Consider the following 18,821-nt stretch of genomic DNA (forward strand, 5'->3'; position numbering starts at 1 on the left):
CCTGCGTCGCTGCCTGCCTTTGGGGTGGCCGGATGTGCGTGGAATGGGTGGCCGGGTCACCGTGGAATAGGTGGCCGGATGTTCATGGAATCAGTGGCCGGATGGCCGTGGAATACGCATGCTGCCTGTCGAAAGGTTACGAAACCCGCACGATTCTCTGTTTCAGCTTTCCTCGCGACCATAGGGTCAGCACCTGAGAGATGTAAGAGTCTGGCCTCCCGATGACGCTCTCTGGCCAGCGCCAGTGATACCTCCGGGTAAACACCGAATGCCATTACTTTCTCCTTGGCGCCAAAACGGTATTTCCAACGCCAGTAACGTGCGCCTTTTGGCGTGACCAGCAGATACAGCCCTCGACCGTCGGCAATTTTCCGAGGTTTATCTCCGCCTTTCATATTACGTACAACCGTGTCCTTTAGATTCATACATGCCTCGCGGTATCTGGCCTAACTCCCGATATGGGGGTATATGAATTGCAAACAGCGAAACGTCATATAAATACCCCCACTTGTACCCCCGGAAATTTAAGGCTGCCTCCAACCCTTGTAGAACCTCGCAGAACGTAAAACAGTATGAACTACCAATTAAATCAATCGGTTATACCATTCTAGCGAACTTCTACGAACGCCCTAGAAAGTCCCGAAACCAACACTATTGATTCTTCTTGCTGATAAGCAGGAAGAATTCTTGAATCAGGCGCTCGCCGGTATCGCCGTTGTACGCGCCAAAAATTGCCCCGGCCAAGTCCGTAATCCATGGAGCACAGGACTCGCCAATCAGAGGGCTACCTGGTGCATCCACAATCTTCAGGTCGTTCAAGACCTGCATGCATGCCTCTGCCTCAGCTGGAAACAGAGGCGGGAACGGCACAAGTGACTGGCGGTTGACGATTCGCGACTCCCAATCGGGGCACGACGTGTCCCAAGTAGGTTCGCTCAATTATTTCACCGATCGTAAATGGCTAGGCGGCGGCGGGGATGCACCAAACTTTCCTTTCGATGCGGATTTGGCCGCGTTTTCCTTTTCTTCTTTCTTGCCGCCCTCGCCTTTGCGAGGATGAATGAACGGCATCAAAGCCTTCGCTGCATCGACACGTAGCTTCGAGTCAGTCTCGAAGTCGTTCATCGTGGCGAGTAAGAACTCCTTGGGATCAGTGAAGCGAATGGCTTTGCTGAAATCGAAACTTGCATGGCCATTGTCCTGCTCTGCTTCTTCCTTCGGATCAGCCCGGCTTGCTGCCGCTTTTTGCGGCGCATCGCCTTTAACAAGTTTGTTAACTTTTTTGTTAACTTCTGGGGCTCCCAGCGCGGCCATGACATAGGGATCTTTTGCGAGTCGCGCACCGGCTTGGGGAGCGCTGGACGCCGCATACCCTGCGGCTACCGCTGCATCTTTATTAGACGCACCTTCCCTCTTGGCAGAGACGAATGCCTGCTTTTTTGGGGTCAGTGCCATTTAACAAAAAACCTATGAGGGGGAAAAAATCTCTACGTGCGGTCGGGGGCGGTGTCCAGCACGAAGGGTCGTACGGTTTGGACCCGCCCAGACAGGGCTGTGACGTGCCACACCAAAATGGTGCGTTTCCTCCCGATAGTAGCACGCCATTGACGTGCTTCTACCATCCTCCGCCCTGCGCCGCCTCTCTCGCCGTCTTCGCCTGGTGGCAAGGGACACACAGCGCTTGTAGATTGGCATCGTCATCAGTACCGCCCTGGGCAATGTTGACGATGTGGTCTACCTCCAGATCCAGCGTGACGATCTGACAGCCTTGGCAGGTGTACTTGTCGCGCACCAAAATCAGTTCGCGCTTTCGTCGCCAAGGGCGGCCGCCCCGTCCTGAGCCCCAGCCGCGCTCGCCATCGGGGCTTGTTGCCGTCCCCAACTGCCGACCCTGAACCTCTTTGAAGCGGGGCTTGATTGTGGTCAGCCTGCCCATGACTCAACCTCCAAACGCGCGCATCATTTGCCGACTAGCCTGACCATTTCACCATCGATGGCAAACTCAACCCGGAGCACGGCAAAGGAATCAGCTTCCTGATGCAGTGACACACGCATCTGACCCCCGAGTACCTCGCCGCTGAAGGCGTCGTGCAAGCAGACGTGAATGCCGTCCTGCTTGATGAGCAACGGCCGGGCCGAAAGCAGATAGCTAAGGCGAGACTGATCAGACCGTTTCATCAGCAGTCACCTGCTTGATCTGGATGGCCAGCAGCGTGTCGAGATGGGCAGACATGCGGCGGTACAAGTCAGAGACAGGCACATCGCCAGCCATTGTGTGTATGACTACGGCCCCCTCCTCGCGCTCGTCACGCATGATGCGGGCTGTTGATTTGATGGCCTGCTCCAACAGATCAAGCGCGAAGCTCATCGCCTGACCCTGTATTGCCTCGACCTTGTCGATGGCCGACACCAACTGTGAAGTATCGATACTGATCTTTATCTCGCCGTTCTTGCTTGTGGTTGGGACACCTTGCTCACGCAAATTGAAGATGGTGTCAGCAATGCGGGGCTTCAGCAGTTCGTGACCAAGATTCTTCTCGATGGACAGTTCGTGCGATGTGATTTGCGCATGCATGCCGTACTCGCCACGGAGAGCGCGGGCCAATAAATCCAGTACATGCGACTTGCCTGAGCCGGTCGCACCAATAACTACGATATCGATTACCTTGGTCATAATGCTCACTCGACTGTTGCGTGAGGCCAGATGCCCTGGGCGAATGCCAGTGCTCCAGCGTGGTCGTGGTCTTCTTGCATGATCATTGGGAATGGTGGATAGCCTGGGGTGGTGACGTGCCAGGATTTCTTAGGCATAGACTTGCCATGCGCAGTAGATGACCAGTGCAGCGACCTCAACGAGGAACACGAAGCCAAACACCATCATGATTTTCGGGACGTTAAATGGCTGCATTCACATCACCTCGCGCCACGAAACGGCGTATGTGAATTTGTGGCGCGGGCTATCTGGCCTGAGCCGCGGAGTAAGCAGCTTCACAGGCGAGGCCAGCTATTCGGCTTCGATCAAGCGCTGCTGCCAGGCTTCCCGCTGTTTCGTCAGCGCTTCGACGCAGCTCGGCGAGCACGACGGTGAGGTCGGCTCTTGCCTTGCCTCCGATGGGAATCGGGGCAGTACAGGGCTTTCGGGCGGCAAGCAGATCGGTGATACGTTGCTGCAGGCTGTCAGCGCGGCCATCAGCAATAGCGACAGCAGCCGTAACGTGCGCGGTCTTGGCTTTCGCATCGTCGGCTACCTGATCAATGTCTTTCGTTATTTGGCGCTGTAGACGCAGGGTGTCGGCCAGAGAGGTGGCCTTTGCCTGGGCAGTGTCACGCTCCAGCGTCACGGCAGCGCGATCAGCTTTTACGCTGTCGAGTCGCAACGCTAGAGATCCGGCAGATCCCAACAGAGCAAGGATGATCCAAGCCCAGATCGGCACCAACTTGAGGGCGGCGATCATGGGCTTTGCCGCTCTACCGCCTCATTGACCTTGTCGGCCGCCTTGCTCGCGGTGTCTGCTGCCTGGACGGCGCTGTGTGATGCCTCTTGCACCTTCACTGCGGCGTCCTGGGTTTTCTCGGCCAGCTTGGTCAGGCGTAGATCGCGACTGCCCATGGCGGCGTCATACGCGGCGCGCACCTCGGCAAGCTGTTTGGTTTGCTCGCTACTGGCTGACCAGACACCGGCTTGATAGCCGAGGGTCAGGCCACCCACCACCAGCAGGGTGGCAATAACCCATACCTCGGCTCGCTTCCACCAATGGCGGGCGATGAAGTTGATTGCGCATCTGTCCATCAGTTGAGCCCTCCCAACCTTGTACGAAGATGAGTGATCTCGTCGCTCTGCTGGGTGACTCGCTGTGTGAGCTGAGCAACCTGGCTGGTGAGGGCTTCGATCTTCCCTTCCATCCGGCCAACTGCGGCGACGGCATCGTTACGCTCTTTGGCGAACTGGTCGGCTCGGGCTTCGGCGGCGTTTGCGCGGGCGCGCTCTGAGTCGAGCAGCTCATTCAAGCGCCGGACGGTGCCAATGTCGGCGTTATCCATTGCCCGGTCAGCGGCGTCCTTGGAGAGGAATTTCCTCAGCCATAGGAAACCACCGAGCAATACAGTGCCCGTACCGCCCAGCCAGGTAGCTGTGCCTGGGCCGAGGTCGGTTGGGTCCATCTGTTACTCCAGAATGCAAAAGCCCCGGCATTTGCCGAGGCTCGAAATAGATGCTTGTCTTTAAAGCGGGTTGCTAGAACCGGTGATACGACGCCGTAGCTGGCCTATTCGTGGGAATCGACATACAGCCGCTTCACGAATTCAACTTCTTCAGCAGTCAGGGTGCTAAATGGCGAACCTTCGCCAGTTCTATGGCTTTCGCGACTAAGCGCGGCACTCCATGCGAGCTGCCATATAGTCCACTCCCGATCAGTAGCCGCATCTAAATATCCGTCGTCTGAACGGGCAAGCAAATCCCTGGATCGGGCAGTCTCAAACTTGTCACGCATTCTTGAATTCCATGCCTGGATCGTTAGCTCACTAAGAATATCGGCCTTGAATTGGTAACTTGAGGCGTACCACATAAAAAAACTATAGCTTCCATTCCGACGGTCACAGGACGAACGACAGGAAGGCGATACCGTGTCCAGGCCCACCCGAAGATCCACCCTGGCAGTAGTCTGCACACAAAACAAATATAAAACAAAACTGTTGTACTAAAACAAATATGTTGTAGAATGGATCGTCCCAACAACGAGGCGAGGTGATGAAGTTCAGCGAGTTCAGACGATGGTTGAAGGCCCAAGGGGTGATCTTCGAAGCAGGCAAAGGAAGCCATTTCAAAGTCACCGCCCCAAACGGCAACAAGACTACCTTCGCGGATCACGGCAGCAAGGAAATGCCAGAACCGACCCGAAAGGCGATCATTAAACAACTGGGGCTCTGAGAGCCCCTTCACCACATCTGAACGCTGAACGATCACCTCCGAGGAGTGACCATGTACAACTATGCAATCCGCTTTGAGCAAGACACCGCGCCGGGGCTGGCAGTCTTCTGCCGGGATCTGCCAGAGCTAAACAGCTATGGCGATGACCGCGAGCACGCGATAAGTGAAGCCGTTGATGCAATCGAGACGGCGCTATCGATTTATGTCGATGAGCGTCGGGCAATCCCTGAAGCCACCCCGGCCCAAGATGGCGAGCATGTCGTCTATCTGCCAGCCGTCACAGTGGCGAAGATCGTGCTTTGGAACACCATGATGGAGCGTGAGATGCGCAAGGCTGATCTGCGCCGCCTTCTCGGCGTGCACCAGGTACAAGGCGACCGGCTCGTCGACTTCCTGCACACATCCAAGATGGAGCAGATCGAAGCTGCTCTTGCCGCCCTAGGCAAGCGCTTGGCCGTTTCGGTTGAGGCTGCTTGATCAGGTACGAATAAGGCCCTCGTTGAACTTGCAGGCAGGGGTTCCGAGGGATTTGAATCAGCTCCGGCAGCACTCCCAGCTCGGAGCAATGGGTGTGGCGGAGCCGAAAACGTAACGCCCCGCTCAAAGACGTGGCTGAATGAATTCTGTTTACTAAGTACTGATTACTGCTGGGCTCCGCTCGTAAATGCGCCAGGTCACAGCCTAATCGACTAGTACTGAAAATAGTCCGTGCCCAAGCGATTCCCGTAGCGCCGGCATAATTACACGCATAATCGGGAGGAGGCCCGATGAACGAGCCTCCCCCGATCAGAGCGGACTTTTAGGCTGCTGGAAGCAGGTCGTAAGTGATATATGCGCGAGAGTTTTCACCCTGCGCCATGGCAACCCAAAGGCCTTGACCCGCCGGGATTGTCACTGAAAACGGCAGAGTCGCGGATGTGCCTTGGAAGCCGCTACTAGTCGGAACGGTGCCTCGTACGGAAAGAATGACCGGTACGTTTACTGCCCGATAATCAGCCGGAGCCGTCGGGCCGGTACTCAGAATTCCGAACGCCGCCCCGGTATGCATTGTGGCGGTGCGAATGACAGCTCCGTTCACATTCTGCGCTGGTGTCAGCAGCACTTCTTCGCCGTTAGTTGCGATGGATTTGAAGTTTGCACCAATTTGTTCAGCCATTGTATTCACCTATTAAGTCGAATGATTTTGTGCGGAGGATTCCGCTTTCATGTCGCTCAAAGGCGATGACTCGGGGCTCGTGGCCCTCACATGATTCAACGTCCCGCAACGGGAACATTTGATCTGGAGTTCGGTGTACTCACCCACTCGGGCAAGAAGTCGTTTGCAATTTCCACATCTGCAATCTTTCAACATCTGCAATGCCTATTGATTTCTGCTAGTCTCCGCCCGCTCTCGCGAGAGTGAGGGGGTCTTGGCTGGCTTGCAGGCGTGTTCTGCGATCTGGTGGCTTCAGGATGTGTTCGCGCACAACCTGGAGTCGCCCTCTCTTTTTTCGCTACAACGCAAAAGCCCCGAACGATGTCGGGGCCTTTTAGTTTCTGATGGGCACAAAAAAGCCCGGAACGATGGCCGGGCTCATTTAGTCGAATGTCATAACGCGCAAAATCGACATGATGGGGCTAATTTATGATCATTTCGCCACTACGTCAAGCAGCGTCGATAAATATCTGCTCCAAGTCGAAAAGCTCGGTGGCGTGGATCACTGCAGCCTCCTCCAGCGACTCAAGACGTTTGGCTATTCCGCTCTTCCAGCGGCGGCGAGTCGACTCAGGCTTTCCCTCCACATCCCATGTGTTCATGTCATAGAACTCAGCGGGTAGCACGATCATGTCCGTTGAGCGCTTCGCGGTCTGCACGCCTTTCAATTTCGGGATAGCCCATGCGGTCAGCGCTTTATAAATGAAGAGCTGCGACGCGGGAGATGTTATGCGGCAGACCAGACGGCCAATTGCGGCAACCTTGTTCGCCTTGTGCGTGGAGTACTTCGCTACCAGCACGTCCCACTGCGCCGGGGCCAGCTCCCGATGGAGCAGCGCATAGAGGCAGCAGTCATAGTCGAACTTGTCCCGCACCGAGATGGAGCTGCCGTTCCCACCATGGCGCAGGTCGGCATCGATAAGCTTTTGCCAACTTTGCTTTGTGCTGTTGTCGATGTTATCGGCGGCCAGTACGCGTACCAGGGTGCCCATCACGTCTTTATAGATGCTCATCGCTTAATCCCCTGTGTAATTCGTGCCGCCGGCACCGCGGCGGTTGTTTTGTTCGTATTGCTGCTGAGCGCCCGACGCGTGACCGGCCAATGCCAGATCACGAGCCATGGCACGCAGCTTCATATTCATTTGCAGCACCAGGTCAGCCAGTGGCAGCGCCTCCCCTGTTTCGGCACAAACCCAGCCCGACGCATTGCAAGTAGCGCAATCCAGTTCGTGGAACATGCCTGTGACCAGCCCGGTACCGCGACAGTCGAGGCATTCCCGGAGCGGCCTCATCACCTTGCGGAAGGCGGGGCCGTGGCTCTTTTTCATTGAGCCCGCAACGCCGCGATCTGCGACATGAGCTGGTCGATATCTTGCTCAGCTTGGTGGAGGCATCGCCGAATCGTTTTGAGGGTGTCTTCGCTCACCTCATGCCGACATTCGATGGTGCGTTTCTCGGCGCGCAGCGCCTTGTTTTCAGTTTTGAGGCGGTCGCTCTCGGCGATCAGGCCCTTGGCGCCCTCAGCAAGGGTCTTGTGGAATTCGTCGGAGCAGAAGCGGCGATCATTTAGCACGCGATCAATCAGCTGCTTAAGGTCGGCCAGGTCGGCCAGGTCGGCAATTTGCCCTTGATTTGTCATTTTTAAACCTCGCCTATGGTTGTTTCTTGGATAGGGTTGCAGCCCTTATTAGCCGTGGCTTCCAGCCCATTACCAGAATCTCCCAATCTAAAGCGGGTCAATGCGTGAATCATGGTCAGCCCCTTCTCATCTAGATGGGCGTGCCACTTCTCCAGCGCCTCACGCTTGCGGGCCATCACATCGGATTGGATGTAAACCTTCACGTTGTGGCCCATGGCGTGGTTGATCAGTAGTTCACCGATCAGGTGGTCCACGCCTATGTCTGCCCAGCCAGTGCGGGCCACCTTGCGCAGGTCATGGCTCGTCCACTCACCCTTGCCCAGTCGAGCGAATACGGCGCTGGCCTGGCCCTCGCTGAGTGCCTTGCCGCTGCGGGAGGGGAAGAGAAGCTGTCCGTCATAGCCCTGGCTCTGCTGATACTTGCGATACTGGATCAGCACCTTGCGCACCTGCTCCGTCAGTGGCAAATGATGCTCAACGCCAGTCTTAGTGTGCTCGGCCGGAATGAACCACTCATGCTCGGCCAGGCTGATATGCGCCCAGCGTGCCTGACGGGTTTCCCCGATACGCGTACCGTGGCAGAGCATCATCAGTGCCAGCAGACCATCGGATGGATTGCTCGCAGCCACTGAGAGCAAGTGCGCGATAAGCTGCTCTAGCTGGGCGCCGCGAAGCCGGGAAGGCTTGATGCCGACCTTGGCCTTGGAGAAGTCACTGAACTTTATGGTCGCCATCGGATTAGAGGCGATCAAGCCGAGCTTAAAGGCTTGGCGGAACGCCAGGGCGAGCAACTGGAACACCAGCCTCACGTAGTCGATTGAAATGCTCTCCTGCAAAGGCCACATCAGCTGGCTATCCAGCATGGCTTTGTCGATGGCTGTCAGCGGTGTGTCGCCCAAGCGCGGAACGAGGTGACACTTGATCGCCGACGCGCCGGTCTTCTTGCGCTTCGCCGACAGACTCCGGTCGCGGGCCATCCGGTCTGCGTACCAGTCCAGGAGCTCGCCGGTTGTCACCCACTTCGACAAGTTCGAACCAGCACCATCAGCAAGGCGCAGGCGGATACCTGGCAATGCCGCAACGACCTGCTTGGCGCTCAGATCGGGGAAGCTGCCAACGAGATTCCATTTGCCCTTGGCGACCAGGTACCACGAAGCCCGTGCACGGTCCCGGGTGAAACGCAGGTAAAGCCCGCGATTTTCAACGTCGCGCAGATCCCGCTCACTACCCGCAGCTTGGCGTTTGATTTCGGCGTCGGTGATGCGCACGGCGGCAGTCATGCGGGCACTACCTGAGACAGCTCGTCAGCAGGAGCGAAATCGCCGCGCAGGGGCATCAAATGGCGCTCGTCAGCAAGAACCCATCCTGTGCTGCCGCACCATGATTTCAACCCTTCACCAACAACGAGCCACGCCGGGCCATCGGCCGCGTTCTGGACTCGACGTCCATCAGCCGGATCAACCCATGCGCTGATGTCCTCTAAGCGCAGATACTCGATCAGCTCACATTGTTGGCCGATGTTATCCGGCACGTTAAAGGCACCAACGATCATTGCCAGATCGCCCGACTTGAATTGATGGCTCATGGTTGGACCTCAACGTAATCAGAAATACGAACGCGGACAGCACCACCCTTGATGGTTTCGCCGCTGATCTGCAGCTGGGTAACAAACCTGCTGTCGTCGATGCCCAAGGCCTGGGCCACACCGTCACGGCCGGACTTGAACGCGGCAATGCAGTTGTCATCGTCCCGCCGCCGGCGATCTGGCGGGATGAATTCGAGCGACAACAGCGCGCGGCCAGCGGGCACTGGCAGCCCAGCGTTGCGGCACAGCAGGTAACAGGTGTTGCGATACGCCTTTGCTGCTCGGCTTTTGGTGGCCCAGTGCGTCCGGGCATTGGGGCTCAAAACCTTTGGCGGCCACGGCAACGTTAGATCGATCATGCAGCCCCCTTAACGGTGAGAATTCCGACCCTGATCAATGCTTCGTGGGTTTCGGCAATGGCACGCGGCATGTCCTGCCAATCGATATCGCCCGCACCCCGTCCATCGATCACGTCGTGGCACGAGCTGCAGGCGTACACCGCGACAGTGTCGAAGCCCTTCATGCCCATGCCTTTCTGCCCACAAGGCAAGTGAGCAAGCACGGTCGTTTCCGGGTTGTGATTGCAAGTTCCTGGGATTCGGACAGTGCAGTCTTGGCCGCTGGCCGAGGCGCGGAGTTTCTTCGAGGTCACGCGCATACCGGCTTCCCCGTGACAACATCAACGACTTCAAAGGTGTTCGGCCACATCCAGGCCCCGTAACGCCGGGCCATTCCCGCATCAACGAACAACGCCAAGGCATGGTCAGGAGTCGAGCCCAAGTCAACCTTGAAAGAGCAGCAGAACACCGCAAAGCGGTAGGTATCGATCTCGGGAACAGCCAGACGCCGATCAACCACGTTGACCTCCACGGCGGGAGCGCAATTCGGCAAGGGCGTTGTTGCCCACGGCCAGGGTGATGACAGGGGCAGGTCCAGCAAGCTCGGCTACTGGCAGCGGACCGATGTCGTCGCCGCGCCAAACCTTGCAGACCTGGACCATGTATCGCTTCTCGAAGCTGGTCAGACCCAGTTCACGGTTCAGCAACGGCAGGCTGTGAAATCCTGCTGCCGCAGTGGCGTGGTATACGGCCGGGTGAAACCACTTTTCACGACCGCGCATCGCTGGATGGCAGTTCCGCAAGGCCTGCTCATATGCCGCTTCAACGGTGGGAAGACCGATCATTTCTGGCGTTGGCACGCAGCCCTGAATAAATTTGCCAACGCTCGGGATGAAGTCGGATGCCTCGGCCCGGCAGCGAGTCAGGCCAATATCGATCTGCTCCTGAGTGCAGATGCCGTTTTCGATGAAGCCCTGCAACCAAGTCTTTTTCGATTCCAGGTAGGACTTCTTGTCGGGCCAGGCCTGGCGCCACGCTGTGCGAATCGAGCGCAATTCCTTGAACAGGTGGTTGATCACCTGCCCAGTCTCCCGCGCCCGATCCTGCTGAGCCTGGGCGGAAACCTCAGTGCCAGACTCGATGAATTCGCCTGCATGAACCTTGCTGAGCGCCGAAGCGGCGTAAGCGGAAACCTGCTTCATGATTTCACCCCGTACATCCAGCTGGTGTCGTCGTCATCGATGTTTTCGAGTGTTGCTGAGCCTGCGGCCTTGGTGCGGTCGCGCTTGATCCAGGCAGCCAGCCGATATGACCAGCCGGCAGAGCTCTCAACCGTCGAGCTGCGGGCTACCCAAAACCCCTTGAAGCTGGCGATCAGTTCAGGGGTCGCGGCGTCAGCAGGAAGCGCGGCGATTTTGAGCTGGGCCGTCAGCGATTTTTCAGCGGGCTCCCAGTCAGCGAACATGGCGAAGCGTTGGCGATCATCGAGAGGCTCCAGGGCTTTTCGATCCTGCTCGTCGATAACGTCCGAAATCTCGCGCTGCTGCAGCTGTTCGGTTACTTGATGGTTAAGTGGTGTATTGGGTGCAGATTCTGCACCCCGTTCTGTCGAAATCTGCACCCCGTCCTGTTGTAGGTTGCACCCCGTGCCGTCATCTGCACCCCGCTTTGACCGGGGTGCAGAATTTGCACCCCGTGACAGGTGGAGGTCATACACCACGGGGCGTCTGTCGCGCTCGTCGATGTAAACAGCAGCAAGAGCCTGATTGCCTCGGACGATCCAACCGGCCTCGCGCAGAAGCTCAAGTTTGTAGCGAACAGTACGCTCAGAAAGGCCTGTGTCTTCGCTCAGCGTGGAAGCCGCCGGGAAGCAACCGCGACCATCAACGCCAGCGTAGTTGGCAAGACATAGCAGGACATGGCGGGCAGATGAATCAGAAAGGTCAGCCTTGCGAATTTTCATCGCCCAGGCCATGGCTTGAACGCTCACAGTGCAGCTCCAATATTTTTTTCGGCCAGATAGGTAAGGCCTTTCGGGGTGATCAGGGGTTGGTACGCGGCTCGCTCTGCGCCCGTCTCGGCGTCCGGCTTCAGCTCTGTGACCTTGTGGACCATGAAGCCCTTGGTCAGCTGGGGCTGATAGGCAGTCCAGCGTTTCGAGCCACCGCGATGGAATATCCAGCGGTGCGCCTGAAGCCATGCAAAGAGCTTTGGTGGGGAAAGCTGAAGGTGCTTGGCGGCATCGCTGATGCAGATAGCGCCACCAGCGGCGGCAAGCCGATTGATCGCCGCGACCTTTGGGGCCTGATGGTCGACAACCTGCTGAAGGCGCTGGCTCTCTTTCGCCTGGTCCGCTGCAACCTGAAGAGCTTCCGCGTAATTACTTGGGATGCGCGGCGTGCCAGTAGCCTGATCTTCAAGCTCTTGCCATCGATCCACCAACCGCGCAGTAAACTCCGGACTCAGCTGAGCAACGACGACAAAGCTGTCACGCTTGCATAGCCGGTAAACGGATTCGGTACGCGGGCGCCCGAGGGAATCGTTATTTTGTTCATCCCCCATTGGGGGTTGGACGATTGTCCCTCGCTGGACAAGGCGCTCTATCGACTGCTTGACCTTGTCATGCCGAGAATTGAGAAGCTCAGCGATCTCGCGGGAAGACATGGACTGCCGCGTCATATTCTGGCGAAGCGGGAAAACTGACGAATCAGGTGCCCTATTGCTCTGGGTGTTTGTGGTGTGCATAATCGGACCTCACAAAGTGTTGTTAAAGAAGCCGGGTCTCTACCCCGGCTTTTTTTATGCCTGCGATTCAGGCGGCCTTCAGCGATTCACGAAGGACGTGCAGCGCGTCTATGGCTTCTTGAATTGCTTTGTCGCCCTGAGCCTTTTCGTGCTGGCTGATGTGGTTGTCAGCGGTTGCATCGAAAATCAGGCGGCCAACGTCACCGCACTCGGCGGTCAAGTGGCACAAGGCAGTCATCAGGGGTTTCGGGGACGGACGTTCGCGGGAGACCAGATCGAAGCCAAACGAATCAGCCCAGGCAATTAGCGGACGGAAGTCCTGGGTGAATTTCATGATCCGGTGCAGTTCAGGCACGTTCATGTTGTGGCTTTCGTAATCGGGGTTCGCCTTTTGCGAAAGCAAAGTCCGAGATGTGAAGCTCGCACCCTCTGCCAAAGTCTTGGTGCCGACCTCGTCAACTACGTCGTAGATCGCTCTCATCAACGCTTGCATGTAACACCCCGGAAATCGTTACGTGGCATGGCGCCACTACTTTGGAGAAACTGTGTTCATCAACTGATCAGGGATGAACCCATGACCTTTTCCAGTCCCTTTTTAGGGACCCAAATCCTGAAAGCCTATTGCCGGTCATTGCGGTCCCTAATCAGGGACCCACTTCTTCGCTTCTGGGCGGATCGGGAACACGTTGGCGGCTGGCGACCCATGGACCGGATCAGTTGCTTTCTGCGCGTCTTCCAGCGCTCCAATCACTTTCTTGAAAATATCCCTAAGCAGGCTTTCTCCGGTGGTACCGGCGTTACGGCCGACCCGGTCAAGAATCGCCATGTCCTTACTGCTCAGTTCCACTTCTGGCTTTACTACGTTCACCAGGCAACCTCTCTTCTTGGCTTGTTGCTAGGCCTGTTTTTTTTCCAGCCAGTCAGGCAGTTCGCCCGTCTGCTCAACGACCTCAATCACCGCCTTAATGATTTCGCGACTGAGAACGCTGTGCTGCAGCTTGAATCGCTGAGAGATCGCCCGAAGACGGTTGAAGTCCTCATCGTCCAGTCGGACCTTCACTTGGTGTTCGTGCCGATGGGGTTTCTCGTCGTAGGCCATGAGTCGATATCCAGTAATGAGCTGTTACGCAGCGGACTTCTGAGATGGAAAAGGCCGGGATTCCTGGGCTGTAAAGCTGCCGTCGTCGCACTGAGTGACAACCACGTCACGGCCTACCCGAATGGCCTTACTCAAAGCACCCTGAGTTACGCCGAGCATCTTTGCGGCCTTCGTGTGGCCGTGCTCTGCGGCAAATTCTGTTAGCGGGATACGGCGCATTGCGTCGTCCTCCAATCAATTACGTATCCCCAGTATGACCGCCGGTATTGTGGCTAGTCAATACCGGCGATATTGGCTCAGCGAATACCGCAGGTATTAACATCGCGCGATGAAAAAAGAATCCCGAAGACTGCCGCTTGCCGACTGGCAGATGGAAGATAGCGACCGCCTGAAGGAAATCTTTCAGAAGAAGCGTGCCGCCCTGAATTTGACCCAGGAGAAGCTGGCAGATGCACTTGGAGATGGCGTAACGCAAGGTGCGATAAGTCACTTCATGAACCGCCGCACCGCCCTGAGCCTCAAGGCCGCCGCGGTGTTCGCGCAGGTCCTCGGCGTCAACGTATCGGAAATTAGCCCCACTCTTGCTGACCAGCTCAAAGGAATGGCCTCATCCCTCGATATGAGTGACGGCGCGCCAGGGTCTGGGAAGCAAGGCAAGCCAGCCCCCGCTGCCAATACCCCCTTCCCCGCCGGCGAAGACGTTAGCGATGATCGCGATGAAAAATACGCATTCATCCCACAATATTCTGCAAAGGCAGCAGCAGGCTTTGGTCACGAGAATCCACACGTCGAATCCCTCGCCACCCTAGCCTTCAAGCGCGAATGGCTAAGGATGAAGGGCGTCAACGAGAAACACTTGATTGTGATCTACGCCGATGGCGACAGCATGTGGCCAACGATTAACGACCACGACGTGCTTCTGCTGGATACGTCCAAGTCTGAGCCTGCCGATGGACAGGTGTTCGTACTGACCAGCTCGGACAAAGGAACGATCGTGAAGCGACTGATTAAAACCCCCCTGGGCGGATGGATCATTCGCAGCGACAACGATGACTGCGACGACTACGCCGACGTCATGCTTACACGCAGCGAGGTGAACGAGCACCGGATCATCGGAAAGGTTATCTGGCGCGGCGGGGATTTGTAGACTCACTTCCTTCTCGGGAGGGCATCATGAGTATCAATAAGCCTTCAAACGACATGCGCATGGATCTGGGCAAAGCGGCGAAGAAGCTTAGACGCACGTCGATAGGCCTGCTTGGAATGGCTGTGCGACTGAGCGAAGCAGGTCTCGAAGCCGAGTCACTGAAGCTTCTCGCGATGGCCCGCGACCTGAACGAGATCGAGGACGCGGCCGCTGCCTACGCCAAGGAAGTCGGAACAGGAGTAGTGGCGCGTTCCAGTATCAACTGAGGTTGCGCGACGGCATCTATAAGATCAGGAGCCTTATTATGAGCACCGAGATTGCCAGAACACACATGGTTTCAGAACTTTCTAGGCTCGCAGAGGATTTCGAATTTTCTGCTGCTGGCTTGGGCAAGCTCCGGGAAGCTGAAGGGTTAATGGATGCCGAAACATCAGACCTGATAAAGCAACTTCGTTACACCTCAGCTCAATTAAAGATTCTTGCTGGTGAAGCCGACAAAGGCGTCAAGGGTAACGGCACTGCTGAGTAGATGGCGCAGCGGGGATTCGTAGCCCGTAACGAATCACAAGCTAGGGTGGCAGAATCAATGGGAGATGACATCCAAGGTCTTGATGGGGCGAGAACGGCCCAGCAGGAGTTGTTTTTCGATCTTGAAGACTCTGCCGCAATACTCGGATGGTCTGCACTTGAGCTGGACAGCATCGCCATGCGCATCGACGCTGGCGGTGATGCCGAAGACGCCGCGGCCCTCCTCAGCATATACAAGCTGCTTAAATCCGAGCAAGGTAGGATTTCAGCGTACGCGGATGAAGCGAAAGGCGGCCGGATCGTCAGGGTCGGGCTTGAGTAGGCGGCGTGGCGGATTGCGGGAGACGGTTATAAGGCTAGTGGAGGCAAGTAACGACATCAGCTTAATTTTTAATTGACAAGTGAAAAAAACGCATGGAACGCATTGAAAAAATCAAGAATTTTGACCATCCATCCTCTATACCTGTATTAACCTATGGGTTAATGTTGCGCCCAGCTTGGTGATGCAGTGAACCTAAAAATTCATTTTTCTCATCGCTGGCAGATAACATCTCCAATGGATCCTGACGGCCGCTCACAGGTCGAAGTTTTCATGGATGAGGTTGGACCCGGCTTCGAGGCCAACCTAAATGGCCTTCTTATTATGATGGAAAGGCACAGCAAGCTTGGCTCGGATGCGTTTAACACTGCCCAGTGTCATTACGTTGATCAGGGCGAGAGGATTTATGAATACATCAAGGGTCGGCTGCGGTTCTTCTGGTTCGAGGATGATGAAAAAATCATCATCTGCACCCATGGAATCGTTAAAAAGAGCCAGAAGACCCCGAGGCGTGAAATTCAGAGAGCGATTCGCGTTAAGGAGAGCTACGCGAGAAGCAAGACCCTGAATAGCCTTAAGTTTATCGAGGAGGACTAGACATGCTCAAATCGTTCAAGGAAAGAATTGCCGAGCTCAGGAAGACGAAAAGCTTTTGCCAAGAGCAAGCAAAGCTGGAATTCGTCGGCGGTATCACCCGCCTGATGAACGTCAGGGGCATCAACAATGCCGCGCTGGCAGAGCGAATGGATACCAGCCCCGCATACATCACTAAAGCCCTTCGCGGTGATGCAAATTTCACCATCGACTCGATGGTGAAAATTACGCACGCATTAGGTGGGCGGATCCATATTCATGTTGCAGACTCGGAAGCTAGTGTTAGGTGGCTCGAGCACTTCAACTGCCTGACTCATGATCAGCAGCCACCCGCCATCGCCAGCAAACCCCGCGAATGGATTGACGTTTCTAACTTTCTGGTAGAGATGAGAGATGAAGCGCGCGAAATTTACGCTTAACCACCTGTTTTACCCAGAACTGTCAGTTGACTCAAACCCTGACTATGATCCCAATGCAGCCGAATCACCTTCAGAGCCGACGGTGAAAATACTCCTGCATAAGACCGACGATGATCGGTATCAGGTAGGTATGAAGCTTAGCCTCATCGGAGAGACGCCTTCTGACAAATACACGATCGGCGCTTTCTGTGTTGCAAACTTTACCGTGGACGGTGATGTACCTGAAGACGAGCAGGCACGCCTGATCATGAAAAGTGGTCCGCACATCGTATTTGGCGCGCTGAGAGATCAGATCGCAACCGTCACTAGCCGCGGCCCGTGGAGCGAGTATTACCTTCAGCCGAAGATATTGGAACCTGAAGACTTCGTGCCCGAGGATGATCCCGCCAGCATGGATGTTGAATAACTATAAAGCCCGACCAAGCGCCGAGCTTTTTTCATACTCAGCTTTCACGACCTTTTCACGTCTCGGGCCGTATGGTCTATTCAGCTCCTTCAATACTTTAAGCCCGCCGATCCCTATCGCGGGCTTTTCTTTGTCCGCGATTCTTCAACGTGTCATGCCTGCCCTACGCTTTCCTCTCCTATGGAGGAAACGCCATGTCCCTGCCCGACGATCCAACCCCCGCCCTGCTCCACCGCCTAAACTTGAATATAAACGCACTCGGCTCAGCCATCGAAGAGATCGGCATCTGGATCAATCAGCGCGGATCTACAGAGGTGTCTAGAAGGATTGAACAGCAGCTTGACGCGCTTAACGAGAATGCAGACTTCATCGCCGAGGCCATGGCTGACCTATTAACGAGGTGGAAGCCCGAGAGCAAGATAGACCCGGAGGATCTGACGAGTTAGCACTCGAGTTTTAGCTATGAATGATGATTGGGGTGTATGGATAGGCGAACACAGATTCCGGAAGAGGCACAGAGCGGGCCGTCCATGGCCCGTTGCTAGCTGCTATCAGCGGGAAGGACTGGCGTAGCCGTAATTGATTCCGTAGCGTAAAGGCGAGGCACCAGCACCGTTAACCGGACCCGCCGAAGGGCTGGTGTCAGACCAGTTTTCGGAAAAAACACAAGCGCCGTCGCGGGCGGTCCGCAACAGGTCAGACTGGACAACCCCCACGGTCTGCCCGTACTTGCCGAAGGTGCAACTGCGGATCAGTTTGGAGCCGATGGAGTCGGAGTAGATATTGAAGCGGGCATTTGGTGCAGAGACGCCGTTACCGCCGAACTGGCACCCGGTAATAACCACGTTATTCGTGTTGCCTTCGTTGATAATGGCGTGATTTTCGTTATTCAAAAAGTGGCAGCCGTCGAAAGTCACGCCGTCAATGGCCTGGTTACCTTGAATCCAGACCGCCGCATTGCCCATGCTGGCAGACCAGCAGTTGTTAAACATCTGACCAGCCAGTTTGCGGGAGGTGTTGTTGCGGATGACGATACCAAATGGGCTGGTGTCAAACGAACAGGAATTGAAAAAGTTCCAAGTGTTGTCACGGGTTGGTTCGGTTTCAAGCAGCAGGCAGATGCCCGCATGGATAATATCGCAGTCCGAAATGACGCAGCCCTCGCCGAAGATGCGCAGGCCAAATTCGGGTTGCGGGAAACCTGCATCGGTATCGTATTTCAGGTTTTGCACGCGAGTCCCGACCACGTTACCCAACTGGACAGCACCCTTCACCATGTTGCGCATGGTCATATCTTTCAAGGTCTGCCAGACGCCGCCGGTTACGTCGATTCCGATATTTAGGTCAGACAAATAGCCGTTCTGGATGTGCACATATTGCGAGTAGATGGTGAAGCCGGTCTGTGGGGAGCCTGGGCGGTTACCGGTAATTTTCGGATTATTGATGGTGCATTTTCCCGCGCCTTCCAGCAGCGAGAACGCACCGATGCCGGTGACGTAAATCTCGGCATGGTTCAAGTTCACGGTAACGCGTTTGTTGATAACGACCGGGCCACCCAGGCGGTAGCCGAGACCCGCCTGCGGTGCCGGAAGATGAATCGTGTCGCCATCCTGTGCCGCATCGAAAGCGGCTTGAAACGCTGCGCGGTCATCCGCGCCGGTGCCATTAGCAGGGTTGTAGTTGCCTGTGGCTGAAATAGTGATGGTCATAGTTACCGCCTTATAAGTGAACGTCCGGTCAAATAGCCTTGACCTAGGGATTGATAGTTGAGATCTAACGCGTTTTTTTTTGCTCGATCGGCTTGGCTATCTGCACGCGTGATCAGCTGACAGCCGAACGCTTTGTGGGAGACCACACCTCATTCTCAGATTCGATAGGGA

37 protein-coding genes are annotated in these 18,821 nt (G+C 56.0%); 10 read left to right on the plus strand and 27 right to left on the minus strand.

Going from position 1 to position 18,821, the window contains the following annotated elements; genetic code table 11:
- Positions 1–56: 56 nt before the first annotated feature.
- From ACP7E4_RS08715 to ACP7E4_RS08755, 9 genes are all read right to left on the minus strand, one after another.
- Positions 57–425, minus strand: a complete 369-nt coding sequence (locus ACP7E4_RS08715) for an Arm DNA-binding domain-containing protein (RefSeq protein WP_426113574.1) — start codon at positions 423–425, stop codon at positions 57–59.
- Between the two features lie 226 nt (positions 426–651).
- Entirely contained in the window at positions 652–828 is a 177-nt protein-coding gene (locus ACP7E4_RS08720; RefSeq protein ID WP_426113572.1) for a hypothetical protein, read from the minus strand.
- Between the two features lie 111 nt (positions 829–939).
- Positions 940–1,455 carry a terminase small subunit gene (locus ACP7E4_RS08725; RefSeq protein ID WP_426113570.1) on the minus strand — a complete coding sequence of 172 codons (516 nt, stop codon included), beginning with the start codon at positions 1,453–1,455 and terminating at the stop codon, positions 940–942.
- A gap of 160 nt (positions 1,456–1,615) precedes the next feature.
- Positions 1,616–1,936, minus strand: a complete 321-nt coding sequence (locus ACP7E4_RS08730) for an HNH endonuclease (RefSeq protein WP_426113568.1) — start codon at positions 1,934–1,936, stop codon at positions 1,616–1,618.
- Between the two features lie 23 nt (positions 1,937–1,959).
- Positions 1,960–2,178 carry a hypothetical protein gene (locus ACP7E4_RS08735; protein ID WP_426113566.1) on the minus strand — a complete coding sequence of 73 codons (219 nt, stop codon included), beginning with the start codon at positions 2,176–2,178 and terminating at the stop codon, positions 1,960–1,962.
- The gene (locus ACP7E4_RS08740; protein ID WP_426113564.1) at positions 2,165–2,674 is read right to left on the minus strand and encodes a hypothetical protein; all 510 of its coding nucleotides are present in this window, start codon (positions 2,672–2,674) and stop codon (positions 2,165–2,167) included. The genes ACP7E4_RS08735 and ACP7E4_RS08740 overlap by 14 nt, the downstream gene beginning before the upstream one ends.
- Positions 2,675–2,957: 283 nt before the next feature.
- On the minus strand, positions 2,958–3,455 hold the full coding sequence (locus ACP7E4_RS08745) for a DUF2514 family protein (protein ID WP_426113562.1): 498 nt from the start codon (positions 3,453–3,455) through the stop codon (positions 2,958–2,960).
- A complete protein-coding gene (locus tag ACP7E4_RS08750) occupies positions 3,452–3,790 on the minus strand; it encodes a hypothetical protein (protein ID WP_426113560.1) in 339 nt (112 codons plus the stop codon). Before ACP7E4_RS08750 ends, ACP7E4_RS08745 begins: the two co-directional genes overlap by 4 nt.
- Positions 3,790–4,161: a chemotaxis protein gene (locus ACP7E4_RS08755; RefSeq protein ID WP_426113558.1), complete on the minus strand. Its 372-nt coding sequence runs from the start codon at positions 4,159–4,161 to the stop codon at positions 3,790–3,792. The genes ACP7E4_RS08750 and ACP7E4_RS08755 overlap by 1 nt, the downstream gene beginning before the upstream one ends.
- Before the next feature lie 586 nt (positions 4,162–4,747).
- Here ACP7E4_RS08755 and ACP7E4_RS08760 point away from each other — a divergent pair.
- Positions 4,748–4,927: a type II toxin-antitoxin system HicA family toxin gene (locus ACP7E4_RS08760; protein WP_426113556.1), complete on the plus strand. Its 180-nt coding sequence runs from the start codon at positions 4,748–4,750 to the stop codon at positions 4,925–4,927.
- A 51-nt stretch (positions 4,928–4,978) separates the two neighbouring features.
- Complete coding sequence (locus ACP7E4_RS08765; protein WP_426113554.1) at positions 4,979–5,404, plus strand: type II toxin-antitoxin system HicB family antitoxin; 426 nt, start codon at positions 4,979–4,981, stop codon at positions 5,402–5,404.
- A 322-nt stretch (positions 5,405–5,726) separates the two neighbouring features.
- Here ACP7E4_RS08765 and ACP7E4_RS08770 read toward each other — a convergent pair whose 3' ends face one another.
- The 17 genes from ACP7E4_RS08770 to ACP7E4_RS08850 all read right to left on the minus strand — a co-directional run bounded on the left by ACP7E4_RS08770 (position 5,727) and on the right by ACP7E4_RS08850 (position 13,747).
- Entirely contained in the window at positions 5,727–6,083 is a 357-nt protein-coding gene (locus ACP7E4_RS08770; protein WP_426113552.1) for a hypothetical protein, read from the minus strand.
- A gap of 12 nt (positions 6,084–6,095) precedes the next feature.
- Positions 6,096–6,278, minus strand: coding sequence for a Com family DNA-binding transcriptional regulator (locus ACP7E4_RS08775; protein ID WP_426113550.1), 183 nt, complete (start codon positions 6,276–6,278; stop codon positions 6,096–6,098).
- 293 nt (positions 6,279–6,571) lie between these two features.
- Positions 6,572–7,135 carry a hypothetical protein gene (locus ACP7E4_RS08780; RefSeq protein WP_426113548.1) on the minus strand — a complete coding sequence of 188 codons (564 nt, stop codon included), beginning with the start codon at positions 7,133–7,135 and terminating at the stop codon, positions 6,572–6,574.
- A gap of 3 nt (positions 7,136–7,138) precedes the next feature.
- A complete protein-coding gene (locus ACP7E4_RS08785) occupies positions 7,139–7,450 on the minus strand; it encodes a hypothetical protein (protein WP_426113546.1) in 312 nt (103 codons plus the stop codon).
- On the minus strand, positions 7,447–7,761 hold the full coding sequence (locus ACP7E4_RS08790; protein ID WP_426113544.1) for a hypothetical protein: 315 nt from the start codon (positions 7,759–7,761) through the stop codon (positions 7,447–7,449). The genes ACP7E4_RS08785 and ACP7E4_RS08790 overlap by 4 nt, the downstream gene beginning before the upstream one ends.
- A 2-nt stretch (positions 7,762–7,763) precedes the next feature.
- On the minus strand, positions 7,764–9,041 hold the full coding sequence (locus tag ACP7E4_RS08795) for a tyrosine-type recombinase/integrase (protein ID WP_426113542.1): 1,278 nt from the start codon (positions 9,039–9,041) through the stop codon (positions 7,764–7,766).
- Positions 9,038–9,346 (minus strand): hypothetical protein, encoded by a 309-nt coding sequence (locus tag ACP7E4_RS08800; RefSeq protein ID WP_426113540.1) that lies wholly within the window; start codon positions 9,344–9,346, stop codon positions 9,038–9,040. Before ACP7E4_RS08800 ends, ACP7E4_RS08795 begins: the two co-directional genes overlap by 4 nt.
- On the minus strand, positions 9,343–9,705 hold the full coding sequence (locus ACP7E4_RS08805) for an endodeoxyribonuclease RusA (protein WP_426113538.1): 363 nt from the start codon (positions 9,703–9,705) through the stop codon (positions 9,343–9,345). Before ACP7E4_RS08805 ends, ACP7E4_RS08800 begins: the two co-directional genes overlap by 4 nt.
- Positions 9,702–10,004, minus strand: a complete 303-nt coding sequence (locus ACP7E4_RS08810; RefSeq protein ID WP_426113536.1) for a nuclease domain-containing protein — start codon at positions 10,002–10,004, stop codon at positions 9,702–9,704. Before ACP7E4_RS08810 ends, ACP7E4_RS08805 begins: the two co-directional genes overlap by 4 nt.
- The gene (locus ACP7E4_RS08815; protein ID WP_426113534.1) at positions 9,995–10,204 is read right to left on the minus strand and encodes a hypothetical protein; all 210 of its coding nucleotides are present in this window, start codon (positions 10,202–10,204) and stop codon (positions 9,995–9,997) included. Before ACP7E4_RS08815 ends, ACP7E4_RS08810 begins: the two co-directional genes overlap by 10 nt.
- Positions 10,197–10,886, minus strand: coding sequence for a replication protein P (locus tag ACP7E4_RS08820; RefSeq protein WP_426113532.1), 690 nt, complete (start codon positions 10,884–10,886; stop codon positions 10,197–10,199). The genes ACP7E4_RS08815 and ACP7E4_RS08820 overlap by 8 nt, the downstream gene beginning before the upstream one ends.
- Positions 10,883–11,659 (minus strand): DnaT-like ssDNA-binding domain-containing protein, encoded by a 777-nt coding sequence (locus ACP7E4_RS08825; protein ID WP_426113596.1) that lies wholly within the window; start codon positions 11,657–11,659, stop codon positions 10,883–10,885. Before ACP7E4_RS08825 ends, ACP7E4_RS08820 begins: the two co-directional genes overlap by 4 nt.
- Positions 11,660–11,670: 11 nt before the next feature.
- Positions 11,671–12,348, minus strand: coding sequence for a phage antirepressor KilAC domain-containing protein (locus tag ACP7E4_RS08830; protein ID WP_426113530.1), 678 nt, complete (start codon positions 12,346–12,348; stop codon positions 11,671–11,673).
- A 148-nt stretch (positions 12,349–12,496) separates the two neighbouring features.
- On the minus strand, positions 12,497–12,922 hold the full coding sequence (locus tag ACP7E4_RS08835; RefSeq protein ID WP_426113528.1) for a phage regulatory CII family protein: 426 nt from the start codon (positions 12,920–12,922) through the stop codon (positions 12,497–12,499).
- Between the two features lie 147 nt (positions 12,923–13,069).
- Entirely contained in the window at positions 13,070–13,297 is a 228-nt protein-coding gene (locus tag ACP7E4_RS08840; RefSeq protein WP_426113526.1) for a hypothetical protein, read from the minus strand.
- Between the two features lie 27 nt (positions 13,298–13,324).
- Positions 13,325–13,528, minus strand: a complete 204-nt coding sequence (locus tag ACP7E4_RS08845; protein WP_426113524.1) for a hypothetical protein — start codon at positions 13,526–13,528, stop codon at positions 13,325–13,327.
- A gap of 24 nt (positions 13,529–13,552) precedes the next feature.
- Positions 13,553–13,747, minus strand: a complete 195-nt coding sequence (locus ACP7E4_RS08850; RefSeq protein ID WP_426224886.1) for a Cro/CI family transcriptional regulator — start codon at positions 13,745–13,747, stop codon at positions 13,553–13,555.
- Positions 13,748–13,856: 109 nt separating this feature from the next.
- Here ACP7E4_RS08850 and ACP7E4_RS08855 point away from each other — a divergent pair, with 109 nt between their 5' ends.
- From ACP7E4_RS08855 to ACP7E4_RS08890, 8 genes are all read left to right on the plus strand, one after another.
- A complete protein-coding gene (locus tag ACP7E4_RS08855) occupies positions 13,857–14,675 on the plus strand; it encodes a LexA family transcriptional regulator (protein WP_426113522.1) in 819 nt (272 codons plus the stop codon).
- A 26-nt stretch (positions 14,676–14,701) separates the two neighbouring features.
- Positions 14,702–14,941 carry a hypothetical protein gene (locus ACP7E4_RS08860; RefSeq protein ID WP_426113520.1) on the plus strand — a complete coding sequence of 80 codons (240 nt, stop codon included), beginning with the start codon at positions 14,702–14,704 and terminating at the stop codon, positions 14,939–14,941.
- Positions 14,942–14,979: 38 nt separating this feature from the next.
- Positions 14,980–15,204 carry a hypothetical protein gene (locus ACP7E4_RS08865; protein WP_426113518.1) on the plus strand — a complete coding sequence of 75 codons (225 nt, stop codon included), beginning with the start codon at positions 14,980–14,982 and terminating at the stop codon, positions 15,202–15,204.
- 57 nt (positions 15,205–15,261) lie between these two features.
- Complete coding sequence (locus ACP7E4_RS08870; protein ID WP_426113516.1) at positions 15,262–15,525, plus strand: hypothetical protein; 264 nt, start codon at positions 15,262–15,264, stop codon at positions 15,523–15,525.
- A gap of 186 nt (positions 15,526–15,711) precedes the next feature.
- Positions 15,712–16,119, plus strand: coding sequence for a type II toxin-antitoxin system RelE/ParE family toxin (locus tag ACP7E4_RS08875; protein WP_426113514.1), 408 nt, complete (start codon positions 15,712–15,714; stop codon positions 16,117–16,119).
- Positions 16,120–16,121: 2 nt separating this feature from the next.
- On the plus strand, positions 16,122–16,535 hold the full coding sequence (locus tag ACP7E4_RS08880) for a helix-turn-helix domain-containing protein (protein WP_426113511.1): 414 nt from the start codon (positions 16,122–16,124) through the stop codon (positions 16,533–16,535).
- Positions 16,510–16,941: a hypothetical protein gene (locus ACP7E4_RS08885; RefSeq protein ID WP_426113509.1), complete on the plus strand. Its 432-nt coding sequence runs from the start codon at positions 16,510–16,512 to the stop codon at positions 16,939–16,941. Before ACP7E4_RS08880 ends, ACP7E4_RS08885 begins: the two co-directional genes overlap by 26 nt.
- Before the next feature lie 194 nt (positions 16,942–17,135).
- Positions 17,136–17,387 (plus strand): hypothetical protein, encoded by a 252-nt coding sequence (locus ACP7E4_RS08890; protein ID WP_426113507.1) that lies wholly within the window; start codon positions 17,136–17,138, stop codon positions 17,385–17,387.
- 105 nt (positions 17,388–17,492) lie between these two features.
- Here ACP7E4_RS08890 and ACP7E4_RS08895 read toward each other — a convergent pair whose 3' ends face one another.
- Positions 17,493–18,650 carry a right-handed parallel beta-helix repeat-containing protein gene (locus ACP7E4_RS08895; protein ID WP_426113505.1) on the minus strand — a complete coding sequence of 386 codons (1,158 nt, stop codon included), beginning with the start codon at positions 18,648–18,650 and terminating at the stop codon, positions 17,493–17,495.
- Positions 18,651–18,821: the final 171 nt, after the last annotated feature.

This window comes from Pseudomonas sp. DSP3-2-3, from assembly GCF_049898225.1.
Taxonomy (GTDB): Bacteria; Pseudomonadota; Gammaproteobacteria; order Pseudomonadales; family Pseudomonadaceae; genus Aquipseudomonas.